This is a genomic window from Synergistaceae bacterium (assembly GCA_012521675.1).
GTDB lineage: Bacteria > Synergistota > Synergistia > Synergistales > Aminobacteriaceae > JAAYLU01.
Genome location: JAAYLU010000077.1, coordinates 1 through 11878 on the forward strand (window position 1 = coordinate 1; position 11878 = coordinate 11878).

Consider the following 11878-nt stretch of genomic DNA (forward strand, 5'->3'; position numbering starts at 1 on the left):
ACTTGCATGTGTTAAGCACGCCGCCAGCGTTCGTCCTGAGCCAGGATCAAACTCTCGGATTATTGCTGTTCGCTGATTTATCATGCTTATCTCGCTCTTATAAGACTGTCAAGGTTCAAGACTCCTCCGCACGGGCTCATCGCCGGACAGAGGGAAAAACACGCCGTTTCAAAGGCGCGAGGGGTATAATATCACGTTTTCAGGCCTTGTCAACTGGAAAAACATAAAAAGTATATTCTGAAAACAACCTTGCTTCATCGTGGTGGACACCGCTCTGTCCGGGAGAACCGGGGCCGATTAGGTAATTTTACTGTCCGCAAGCTTGTTCTATGGGGTATCATACGGCGAAGGTTCAGGACACGTAAAGAGAACGGGAGGTCCTCCGAATGTCTTCTTGTCTCCGTCTTTCGAAACGTCCCTTGTCGATACTCGCCGTCGCCGCCCTATTTCTTTTCATCCCCCGCGGCTCTTCCTGCAACGAGCTTCCATGGGTGGAGCATCTGGTGGTATGCGACGAATGCCTTGACTCGCTGGCCGAGGACTATGGCGTTCCGCCCGAGACCATCGAACGGGCTAACGAGCTCTCCCGCAGGGAGGTCCCTCTGGCTGCGGGGGAGAGCATCCTGATCCCGAGGCAAGAGGCCGACCTGGCCCTGACCCTCGCGGAGGTGCGAGCCCGCAGGAGGGGAGAGTCGTTTGCCTCCACCATAAGAGGGGAGAGAAGCGTGAAGTTTACCATGCCCGCGCCGGCGAAGGTCCTTCCGCGCCCCGCGGAGAGGTTCCTCCGCCCTGTCTCCGGCAGGATCACCTCCCCCTGGGGGATGAGAGGCGGAAGGCTGCACGACGGTGTGGACATCCCGGCGCCCTCGGGCACACCAATACTGGCGGCCCGCTCCGGCAGGGTGGTATTCTCCGGGAACATACGCGGCTTCGGGCGCACGGTGACTATAGACCACGGGGACGGGATGAGGACGCGCTACAGCCACAACAGCGCCAACCTGGTGAAGGTCGGCGATACGGTCCGCCAAGGACAGGCGATAGCGAAGGTGGGCAGGACCGGCCGCGCCACCTGCAACCACGTCCACTTCAGCGTGCTGATAGACGGCAAGCCGGTGAACCCGGAGAAGTACCTGAAATAGACGCTCCCCCCTCCTTGATTCGAGGAGTACCTGGCCCGCTTTCCCGCGAGAATGGGAGGCGGGCTTTTATTATACGATGCGCGCGAAGGAGTTTCGTTCTTTGTTTTCCCGGCCCCAGACGGTAAAATAGTCATAAAAGCGGGAAGGAGATGATCCGCCGTCATGGTTCAGCAGGTAGAATCCCTTCAGGAGCTGATGGATCACATCAAGGCCCTCGAACCTCTGCTCGGCTCAATGGGGGACGAGGTGTCCCTGATCGACCGGGATATGAGGTATCTCTGGGCGTCCGGGACGAAGGGGAGGGTCCTCGATCTGTCGCCGTCGGAGATCGTCGGTCGGCGCTGCTACGGCGTCCATCACGGGCTGGAGTCCCCCTGTCCCCGCTGCCCGATATCGGACGTCTTCACCTCCGGACAGGTGGTCGAGAGGGAGTTCTATATAAAGGAGAAACAGAAGTACATGCTGGTGAGGGGAATCCCCGTGACCGGACCGGACGGGAGCGTGCTGGCGGCGTTCGAGGTCGCGAGGGACATCACGGACAAGAAGAGGCGGCAGGGCGACCTGGAGTACAGGGCGGGCTTCTACCGTTATCTATTCGACAACGCCCCGGTCGGCATCTTCCAGGTCTCGCCCGTGGACATTTTCTCGGAAATCAACCCTAAATACGCTCAGATTCTCGGCTACGACTCGCCCGAGGAGCTGACGGGGATGCTGCCAGGCTCGGTGCTCGCGGATCCCTCGCTTACGGAGGGTATCGTCATGGAACTGATGGAGAAACCCTTCCAATGGGTCCGCCGCGAGGACGTCTTCAGAAGGAGGGATGGCTCGGCGGTCGACGTTGAGACCTACAGCAGGGTGACTCTGTCGCCGGAGGGGGATTTTCTGCGCCTGGACGGGTACGTGATCGACATCTCGGAGAGGAAGTCTCTGGAGAGGGAGATCCAGCGCGAGCTCGACCTTCGGCAGAGGATAATGGACGCCCTTCCCTTGGGCATCATCGTGAAGGACCGTGAGAAGCGCTACATCCTGGTGAACAGCCACTACGCCGACTACATCGGGATCCAGAAGGAGGGGTTTTACGGAAAGGCGGCGTCGGAGCTGTTCTCTCCGGGTCGCGCCAGTCCGATGGAGGAGGAGGACGACCGGCTGTTAGCGACGGGCAAGGGCTTCACAAAGGAAAGGACCATTCGAGGACGGGGCGGAGAGCTCCGATGGCACCACGTGACCAAGAGCCCGGTATACACGTCGGACGGTGAGCTGTTCGGCATAGTGGGTACCGCAATAGACATGACTTCGCTCAAGGAGGCGATGGATGCGCTGAAGATGAGCGAGGAGCGATTCCGTTCTCTCGCGGAGGACTCGCCCGTGATGATAAGCACCGCACTGCAGGACGGTACTATTCTCTATGCGAACCAAGCCTATAGCGTTTTTTTTGGAAGATCCAGGGATGAACTGCTGGGCATTCCTTTCCCTGAACTTCTTCCGGAGGAGGAGAGGATCGTAGCGTACAGGAGGCTTGCCTCGCTCACGCCGGACAACCCTATCGTTCATGCCGAGGAGAGGTATGTCGACCCTAAAGGCGTAGAACACTTCTTCTCCTGGATCAACAGGGCCTTTTTCGACCCGGATGGTAATATCCAGGTGATGCACTCCGCAGGCCTGGACATCACTGCGGAGAAGGAGGCGGAACGGGCGATCCTAGCAGCCAAAGACGAAGCGCAGAGGGCGAGCGAGGCCAAGTCGCAGCTGCTGGCGAACGTCAGTCACGAGATACGCACCCCGATGAACGGCATCCTCGGTTTGTCGGAGCTGCTGCTGGAGTCGGGGCTGAACGACGAGCAGCACAACTACGCCCGCATGGTGCACACTAGCGCGTCGAACCTGCTCGGAGTTCTGAACGACCTGCTGGACTTCTCCAGGATGGAGTCGAAGGGAGTGGAGCTGAACATCATGCCCTTCCCCGTCTTGTCGCTGCTTGACGATGCGACGGAGCTATTCGCACTGCAGGCGGCCGAGAAGGGGCTCTCACTGGAGCTTCGGGTTAAGGGGGACCTCCCCTCCCTGCTGATGGGGGACCCGGTCCGACTGCGACAGGTGCTGATAAATCTCCTGTCGAACTCGGTGAAGTTCACGTCGGAGGGGGGAGTGGTCCTATCTGCGGAGACGGTCCACTCGTCCCCCGGAAACGTGGACTTGCTCTTCTCCGTGTCGGACACGGGGCCGGGCATACCGGAGCAGCTGATGGAGGATATCTTCACCCCTTTCAAGCAGGCACAGGGCTCGCTCAACAGGAAGTACGGCGGCTCGGGGCTGGGGCTCGCCATCTCCCACCAGATAGTGGAGGCGATGGGAGGCTTCCTTCTGGCCGAGAGCGAGCCGGGCGAGGGGTCTACCTTCTCTTTCAGGCTCTCGTTCGAGACGCCCAGGGACAACCCGGACGCGACGAGAGGGAGAGACAGGCCGCCAAGGCCCGATATGAAGGATGTCGTTCCGTCAGTGCTCATAGTCGAGGACAACCCGGTGAACAGGGAGCTGGTAAGGCTCATGCTGAACAAAGCGGGCATCAAGACGACCATCGCGGACAACGGGCGGGAGGCGATAGACATACTGTCGTCTCGGCGGTTCGACCTGATCCTGATGGATATCCAGATGCCGGAGATGGACGGGTACGAGGCCACCGATATCATCAGGGACCGGGGGTCCTCGGTGCTGGATCACTCTGTCCCAATAATCGCCCTGACCGCTCACGCGGCGAAGGACTTCCGCGAGGAGTGTCTGAACAGGGGAATGGACGACTATCTTTCAAAGCCCTTCTCGTCCGCCGGGCTGATGGACATGCTCTACAAGTGGCTCCCGATGAGGAAGGCGGACGTAAGGGCGAAGAAACCCGCCCCGAAGAAGAGCCTCAAGGATGATGACAAGGAGCTGTTCGACGCGGAGGGATTCTACTCCAAGCTGTTCGACGACCTGGAGGAGGGGAAAATGCTCCTGGAGCTCTTCCTGGAGTCGACGTGCCACGACATGGACCTGCTGAGGAAGAAGATAGCGGGCGGCGAGTACGAGGACGCCGCCAAGATCGCCCACTCGATCAAGGGGGCGGCGGGCAATGCCTGCTCCGTCCGGCTGAGCAGGGTGGCGAAGAAGCTGCAGCTCGCCGCCAAGGACGGGGACGAGAGGCGGACCGCAGAGCTGTTGAAGGAGCTTATGGAGGTCTACGAAAGGGTAGGGAAGCTTGTCGCCGAGGAGTTGAAGCGGTAGTTCAAGCCCCGGGGAAGCGCTTTCTGAACAGGGCCATGAGAGAGGCGAGCCTTCGGGCGACCATCTCTCCCTCCCGGGAGAAGGAGCCTCTCACCTCCTCGAAGCACTCGTCCACCTCCTCCTTCGTCGGCGAGATTCGAGAGGGCGGCTGCGCGCCCCTTCTTTTAGCCGCAGCCCTCGTTATCCTTCCCGTGGCGACAGACACCCTGTCCACCTTCATCCCGGTCCTGCCGGACAGCTCCCTGGCTATCGACGCCCCCCTCATGGACACCATCTTGGCCGAGGCCGGGCCGTCCGCCCTGGCAGTCACCACGCCTCTGTGGAAGTCCTCCACGAAGGTCCTCCTGGCTAGGGCGTCCCCTACTATCTCGGCCCAGATCCTGCGCAGCTCCGGAAGGAAGAGCCTCTCCTCCGACCCCTTCGGCAGTGCAGATCTCACTATGCCGCTCAGCGGCCGCGGGTCGGGGCCGCCTCTACGCCTGGTCATCCCGGCCCCTCCGGGAGAGAGAGCTTAGCCAGACGGACAGGATATGCACGTCCGCGGGCGTCACCCCGCTTATCCTCCCCGCCTGCCCGAGGGTAACGGGGCGGATCGAACTCAGCTTCTGCCTGCTCTCCGCCAGCAGTCCTGGGATTGCGTCGTAGTCCATGTCACCGGGAAGAGAGACCTCCTCCATCCTCTCCATGCGAGCCACCTGCCGCTCCTGCCTCTCTATGTACCCCCGGTACTTGACCTCCGTCTCGACAGAGAGGACCTCCTCGCCGACCGGCGGGTCGTCCGACGGGGAGAACCTGGCCACCAGGCCGTATGGGACCTCCGGCCTGCTGAGCAGCTCGATAGCCGATACGGTCTCCTCCAGGCGTGAGGATCCGACCTCTGCCAAGGCCGAATTCAGCTCGCCCGAGGGCCGCACCCTGGCGTGCCCCAGCCTCTCCAGCTCGGAGTCAACCCTCCTCCACGACCCGGTTATCCTGTTCCACCTGTCGTCGTCGATCAGGCCCAGCCGCCTGCCGAAAGGGGCCAACCTTCGCCCGGCGTTGTCGTGGCGCAGCAGAAGACGGTGCTCGCACCTGCTGGTGAGCATCCGGTACGGCTCGTCGCTGCCCTTGGTCACGAGGTCGTCCACCAGGACCCCGATGTAGGAGTCCGATCTTTTAAGCACCAACGGATCCTCCCCCGCGGCTTTAAGCGCCGCGTTTATCCCGGCGAGGAGCCCCTGGGCCGCGGCCTCCTCGTAACCGGAGGTGCCGTTGATCTGCCCTGCGCAGAAGAGGCCGGACACGTGCTTCATCTCCAGCCAGGGGGTCAGCATCGTCGGGTCTATGCAGACGTACTCTATCGCGTAGCCGGGGCGAGTTATAAAGGCCCTTTCGCAGCCGGGAAGGGTGTGGACCATCTCCAGCTGAGCGTCCAGCGGAAGACTGGTGGAGAAGTTCTGAACGTAGACCTCCCTGTTTCCGCGCGACACCGGCTCCAGGAAGAGCTGGTGGCTCTCCTTCTCCGGGAAGTTGATGACCTTTGCCTCGATGGAGGGGCAGTAGCGGGGGCCTGCACCCTGTATCCAGCCCATCGACAGGGGCGACCTGTCCAGGTTCGCCCGGACGATGTCGTGAGTCCGGCGGTTGCTCCTGGTGAGGTAGCAGCTGTACCCGCTGTGCACCCTCCCCTCCCCCCACAGGGAGAAGGAGAGAGGCTCGGACGAGCTCTCCTGCTCTATCAGCTCGGCCAGGTCCAGCGTGTCCAGGTGCAGCCTGGGGGATGTGTCCGTGCGCATCCTGCGGACGGCGAGCCCCGACTCCTCGAGGGAGAATGCCAGCTCGGTCGACGGAGGCTGTCCCAGAGGCCCGGAGGGGAAGTTCTCCGACCCTATGTGAACCCTGGAACCCAGGAAGGCCCCGGTGGCCAGCACCATGGTCCTCGCCTCGTAGTCGAACCCGTAGCGGGTCCCGACCCCCCTGATCCTACCGTCCTCGATCCACAGGCCGACGACCATCTCCTGCCGCACGTCCAGCCCCGGCTGGGTTTGAATTCTCATGGTGAAATAACGCTCGTACTCCTTCAGGTCGCACTGTGCGCGAAGGGCCCTGACGGCCGGGCCCTTGGAGGTGTTCAGCATCCTGACCAGCATTGTCGAGGCATCGGCCGCCTCGGCCTGTTCGCCCCCGATGGCGCTGATCTCCCTCACCAAGTGCCCCTTGGCCGGGCCGCCTATGGAGGGGTTGCACGGCATCATCGCCGTGTTGTCCAGGTAGAGGTTGAGCATGAGAGTGGATGCCCCCATCCTCGCGGCGGCGAGCGCAGCCTCGCATCCGGCGTGACCGCCTCCGACCACTATGACGTCGTACTTCTTCGCGTAAAGAGCCATCGGTCATCCCTTCCCAAAAGAGCCGGTCGCCTCTCAGGAGACCAAGGTCACCTCTCCCTTTTCGACCATCAGGGTCCTCCCCGGCCAGTCGGGAAGCACCTCCTCGGCGGCGGTGGCGATCACCTGCCAGCCGGTCGCCGCAAGAGCGTCCACGAACAGCCCCCTCCCCGTCCGGTCCAGCTCCGAGGCCATCTCGTCCAAAAGGAGTATCGGGGAACGCCTGAGTTTTCTCTGGATGCACCTTCCGGCTGCTATGACCAGAGCCACGGAGGAACGGCGTTTCTGCCCCCTGCTGAGGCAGTTCGCCGCCGACATTCCGTCGCACTGAAAGAGTATGTCGTCCCTGTGCGGGCCTACGAGAGGGGTGCAGCAGGCTCTCTCCCTGGGTCCGGCGGCCTCCAGGGACCTCCACCAGTCGGCGGCCGGGTCGCTCTCCCTTCCCGCTCCGCCCCTCTTGAGGGTGAGATCGAGGGGCATCGGAAGAAGATCTTCGAGGTGCGACAGCTCCTCCACCAAGCATAAGATAGCCTGCTCCCTCGCCCTCCACAGCCACGATGCGGGAGCGGCCATGCTCTTGGACAGGGCGCCCAGGGGGGCGCCTCTTTTAAGCAGTGCGATCCTGTGTCGGACCGCCCTTTTGAAGTCTGTGAGCCTGAGGGCGTACAGGGGCCACAGGAGGGCGCAGAGCCTGTCGACGAAGGAGCGCCTCCTCGACGGGGATCCGTCGATCAGGGCCATGTCCTGCGGGAGGAAGGCGAGGGACGGTGAAATCGACCGGACATCGGAAAAGGAGCATCGCTTTCCGTTGTACTTGACCACGGTGCTTGCACCTATTCCCGCAGCGAGGAAGGCCTCCTCCTCCCCTGAGAAGCAGCCGGTGATGTAGACCCTCTCCGTGGGCCTGTCCCATGAGGCAATATTCCGCCTATCGCCGATGGGGCCCCACCCCATCAGGATGTGAAGCGCCTCCAGGCAGTTCGTCTTTCCGGCGCCGTTTCCGCCGACCAGCAGATTAAGCCCCTCTCCCCAAAATATCTCCCCGGTGCGTATGTTCTTGTAGTTATGAAGGCGCAGCTCGTCGCACCTCATCGGAGGAGGCTAATACGCCGTTTCCTCTTCTTCGTCGAAGCGGCGGTCCGTCTCCGAGGTCTTGACCGGCATCAGCATGTAGAGGAAATCCTGCCCGCCGGGCCTCAGTATCACCATCTGCTCGGCCGGTCCGTTGAGGTTCATCGACGCCCTGTCGCTGTTGACCGCCTTGATCCCGTCCATGAGATATGCCACGTTGAACGTGATGTTCAGCGCATTGCCGCTGATCGACGCGTCCAGAATCTCCTCCACTGCCCCTGCCTGGGGCGCGCTTCCCTGCAGGAGGACATCCCCCCCGGGCGAGAGGCACATTGCCACGTTGCGGTTCTCCGACTCCCTGACTATGATGTCCACCCTCTCGAGAGCCGCGATAAGGTCGGCCCTGTTGATCTCCATCGTGGTGGTGTATTCCGAGGAGAGGATGGCCTCGTAGTTCGGGAAGTGAGCGTCCACTCGCCTCACCGAGAGTTCGACCCCTCCCATCTGGAAGAAGACGAGAGTCCTCTCCGCCTTTATAGTGATCGGGGTCTGACCGTCGAGGGAGGCCACCAATCTCTGTATCTCCCTTACCCCCGCCAGGGGGAGAAGGAACTCACCATCTGGTCCGTTGTCCGTGGTCTCGCATTTTGAAAGGGAGAGCCTTCTTCCGTCGGTGGACACGGCCTTCATCTCTCCGCCCGAAAGCTGGAAGAGAACGCATCCGAAGTATTTTGGGAACTCCTCGGTGGCGGAGCATGCTACTGTGCCCTCGTTGAGGATTTTAAGCAGATCTCCGGCTACTATGGAGCAGAACCGGGACGCGTCGTCGGAGACCGGCAGGCTCGGGAACTCCTTGGTCGGGTAGGTGGTGAACCTGTAGTGGTTTCTGCCCGAGTGTATGACGCCCCTTCCCTCGTCGATGGATAGTGTGAAGATGTTGGTGGGAGCCTTTTTGAACAGCTCCCCCACGAGGCGGACCGGCAGGACTGCCTCTCCCTCTTTTTCGATGATGACACCGGAGGAGACGCATTTCACGGAGGTCTTCAGGTCCGTCGCCTCCAGGGTGGCCGATTCTTCCCCGGCGGGAGCGCGGATCAACACTCCCGTCAGGGAGCTTATCGTGCTTTTGGGGCTTGTGTTTCTCTCCGCTATCAGCCAGTTCTTGAGGAACTCTCCCTTGTTTATCTGCAGTCTCATTCTTATCCCTCCCGAGGCACATCTTTTATTATTTATCTTCTAGGTAGTAATAATAGTAATAGGCAGTGTGGATTATGTGGATAAGTATCCCCGACGGCTCGTGCCACAGGTTTTCCACATGTGGATGAAATTGTCGTTTTTATGTGGAATTTATCCACACTGTCCACATATATAGTCCACATTTTCCAGCGGCGCGAAGTTGTCCACTTTTATTCATCGCGCTTCACAACTTATTCTCTATCGTATCCACAATCTGTTTTATGCGTGGCTCGTCCTTCGTCATCCTGGTTATTTTTCTGTGGGCGTGCAGCACCGTGGTGTGGTCCTTCCTCTGAAAGGCCAGCCCGATCTGCAGAAGGCTGGAGTCGGTGTTCTTTCTGCACAGGTACATGGCTATCTGGCGGGCCATGGCCAGGTCGGAGGTTCTCTTGGAGCTGAGCAGGTCCTCCACGGTCATATTGAAGTGGTCGGCCACAGTGTTCTGGATGGAGTCGATGCTTATCGGCTCGCGCGCATCCTTCCTGATTATGTCCTTGAGCCACTCCCTAGCTTTCTCCTCGTCTATTGGCTCGGCAGCCAGCTCGGAGCAGGCGACCACCCGGTTGAGCGCACCCTCGAGCTCCCGTATGTTGCTGGGTATGTTCAGGGCCAGGAAGTTTATCACCTCGTCAGGGACGTTGTAACGCCTCAACTGCGCCTTCTTCTGCAGGATGGCGATCCTGGTCTCTAGGTCGGGGGACTGGATATCCGTGACAAGACCCCACTCGAAGCGGCTGACCAAACGGTCCTCTATGCTCTGTATCTCCTTCGGCGGCCGGTCGGAGCAGATGACTATCTGCTTCTTCGAGGTGTGGAGCTGGTTGAAGGTGTGGAAGAACTCCTCCTGGCTGCTCCCCTTGTTGCCGAGGAACTGGATGTCGTCTATCAGCAGGATATCCACATTGCGATACTTTGATTTAAACTCCTGCGTCTTGTTGTTCTTTATGGACTGGATGAACTCGTTGATGAACTTCTCGGAGCTGACGTAGGTGACGCGGGAGGCGGAGTTGCGGTCCAGGACGTAGTGGCCGATCGCGTGCATGAGGTGCGTCTTGCCGAGTCCGACTCCTCCCCAGATGAAGAGAGGGTTGTAGGCCTCGCCAAGCGTCTCCGCGACAGCGAGGCTTGCCGCATGAGCGAGTCGGTTCGATTTTCCGACCACGAAGGAGTTGAACAGGTAGCCGGGGTTCAGCCCCCCCCTCTCTACATAGCCGGACGAAGCCGCCCTCTCGGCTCGCTCTCTCTCGTCCTTGCCGGTCTCGGCGCCGACCCTCAGCTCTATCGTCCTGCCGCCGCCGTTCTTTGAAAACACGCCGGTGAGCTCCCTCAGGAAGCGTGAGGAGATCTGCTCCTTCACGAAGACGTTCGGGACGTCCAGCACCAGCACCCCGTCCCTGAACTCGGTGGGAGCGCAAGTCCTCAGCCATGTGTCGGTGGCACCGGGCGGAAGCACGGAGCTTGCCTCGTCAAGAAGGCTGTCCCACATATGCTGCAAGTCTTTTTCCACTATGATTCACCTCTCGAAGAGAATGGTACCATAATAGCACAGGGATTGTGGATAAGCCGAAGGCCTCATGATCGGATATGATGATTGGCCCCCCTGAATGGGGAAAAAGATCGAAAAATGGACGAGTTGTCCACAAAACTTATCCACATATCCACAACCTCCCGACTCCTGTGTGGATAGAAAAAAGCCCGACTCGGACGGTTGCAGGGGAGTTGTCCCAAAATTTCATGTCCGGGTACAAAGAACCTCGCGCTTGCGACATCAGAGTGCACGGGCTTATCCACAGGTTATTCACATAAGTGGATAACTCTTGTGGAGAAGTGTGGTCTTTCGAGGGACTCCGATGGTAGATTTACCGAAAATGCCTGTCATAGCCAGTGTTCGTTGCATTTTTAACTCCTTCCTCCCGAAAGCCTGGTATGATCGTTTTTATGCCTGGTGCTTCCGGGACCTTAGTACTGTTCCAAAGGAAGCCAAGAGGGGTTAGAATGTAATCCAATCACCGAACGCATCCTGCTGAAGGGGGTTTTTTTGTTGGTCTCTCTGCTGCACGTTATAAGCCATACGGACCTCGACGGGGTGACTGCCGCGGCAGTTGCGTGGAGGCGATGGCGGCCCTATCGCCCGGTGAGGGTCTCTCTCGCGGGCTACGGCTCGGTGGACGCCCTCATACTCGAGACACTGGACGCCGGTCACGACCTGACGGTTGTCGATCTCTTCTGCCAGAACGAGCGCACGGTGGAGAGGCTGGACAGGCTTCACGAGCCGGGGGACGAGCCCTTTCTGTTCGATCATCACGACACCACGGCGGCCCGCTACGGCAACAGGCCGTGGGCTGTCATCGACACGAACTACTGTGCCGCCAAGGTCTACTACCGTTGGCTGCTCGAGAGGGACGCACCCGGGCTGGAGGGATTGGAGAGGATCGTCGAGCTGGCAAACGACCGCGACCTGTGGATAAACAAGGAGCCGGACAGCAGGCTCTGGCACGCCATGATCACCCTGTGCGGGCCGCATAGCGTCTTCACGCGACTGGCATGCGACCCGGATGCAGAGCTGGCGCCTCACGAGAGGAGCGCCGCCGAGGACTTTGTGGAGAAGCAGGAGAGGCGATTCGCCGCCGCCGTGGAGAGGATGGACAGGAGCGGCGACGACCTGGCCTTCGTCGAGCCGGGGATACTGGAGTTCGGCGACGTGTCGGACTTCGGCGGACTGGTGCTTGACCGCATGGATAATCCCCCCCTGCTGGTAGCGATGGCCGCGAAGCGCTTCTCCGGCGAGTGGGCCGTGTCGCTGCGCAGCCG

General features: G+C 60.5%; 8 protein-coding genes and 1 rRNA gene. 3 read left to right on the forward strand and 6 right to left on the reverse strand.

Translation table 11 applies throughout. From position 1 onward, the window contains the following. Positions 1 to 62, reverse strand: a 16S ribosomal RNA gene (locus GX181_07715); the annotation flags it as partial. A gap of 324 nt (positions 63 to 386) precedes the next feature. On the opposite strand from GX181_07715, the gene GX181_07720 reads away from it, so the two are divergent. Continuing rightward, positions 387 to 1139, forward strand: coding sequence for a M23 family metallopeptidase (locus tag GX181_07720; protein ID NLM71828.1), 753 nt, complete (start codon positions 387 to 389; stop codon positions 1137 to 1139). A gap of 162 nt (positions 1140 to 1301) precedes the next feature. Then, on the forward strand, positions 1302 to 4397 hold the full coding sequence (locus GX181_07725; GenBank protein ID NLM71829.1) for a PAS domain S-box protein: 3096 nt from the start codon (positions 1302 to 1304) through the stop codon (positions 4395 to 4397). A gap of 1 nt (position 4398) precedes the next feature. Here GX181_07725 and GX181_07730 read toward each other — a convergent pair whose 3' ends face one another. The 5 genes from GX181_07730 to dnaA form a co-directional block, all read right to left on the reverse strand. Continuing rightward, positions 4399 to 4884, reverse strand: a complete 486-nt coding sequence (locus GX181_07730; GenBank protein NLM71830.1) for a DUF721 domain-containing protein — start codon at positions 4882 to 4884, stop codon at positions 4399 to 4401. Next, positions 4871 to 6763 carry a tRNA uridine-5-carboxymethylaminomethyl(34) synthesis enzyme MnmG gene (mnmG, locus tag GX181_07735; protein ID NLM71831.1) on the reverse strand — a complete coding sequence of 631 codons (1893 nt, stop codon included), beginning with the start codon at positions 6761 to 6763 and terminating at the stop codon, positions 4871 to 4873. The genes GX181_07730 and mnmG overlap by 14 nt, the downstream gene beginning before the upstream one ends. Positions 6764 to 6796: 33 nt before the next feature. Further along, positions 6797 to 7852, reverse strand: coding sequence for a DNA replication and repair protein RecF (recF, locus tag GX181_07740; protein ID NLM71832.1), 1056 nt, complete (start codon positions 7850 to 7852; stop codon positions 6797 to 6799). Between the two features lie 9 nt (positions 7853 to 7861). Beyond that, positions 7862 to 9028: a DNA polymerase III subunit beta gene (dnaN, locus tag GX181_07745; GenBank protein NLM71833.1), complete on the reverse strand. Its 1167-nt coding sequence runs from the start codon at positions 9026 to 9028 to the stop codon at positions 7862 to 7864. Between the two features lie 223 nt (positions 9029 to 9251). After that, positions 9252 to 10577, reverse strand: coding sequence for a chromosomal replication initiator protein DnaA (gene dnaA, locus GX181_07750; GenBank protein NLM71834.1), 1326 nt, complete (start codon positions 10575 to 10577; stop codon positions 9252 to 9254). A 531-nt stretch (positions 10578 to 11108) separates the two neighbouring features. Between dnaA and GX181_07755 the strand changes: the two genes are divergently transcribed. Further along, positions 11109 to 11878, forward strand: a 770-nt coding sequence (locus GX181_07755) for a phosphohydrolase (GenBank protein NLM71835.1), incomplete at its 3' end; no start/stop codon positions are given.

Bases quoted from the DNA above. Each gene is read 5' to 3' on its own strand.
- GX181_07720 (NLM71828.1), top strand. From the start codon at position 387: ATGTCTTCTTGTCTCCGTCTTTCGAAACGTCCCTTGTCGATACTCGCC.
- GX181_07725 (NLM71829.1), top strand. From the start codon at position 1,302: ATGGTTCAGCAGGTAGAATCCCTTCAGGAGCTGATGGATCACATCAAG.
- GX181_07730 (NLM71830.1), bottom strand. From the start codon at position 4,884: ATGACCAGGCGTAGAGGCGGCCCCGACCCGCGGCCGCTGAGCGGCATA.
- mnmG (NLM71831.1), bottom strand. From the start codon at position 6,763: ATGGCTCTTTACGCGAAGAAGTACGACGTCATAGTGGTCGGAGGCGGT.
- recF (NLM71832.1), bottom strand. From the start codon at position 7,852: ATGAGGTGCGACGAGCTGCGCCTTCATAACTACAAGAACATACGCACC.
- dnaN (NLM71833.1), bottom strand. From the start codon at position 9,028: ATGAGACTGCAGATAAACAAGGGAGAGTTCCTCAAGAACTGGCTGATA.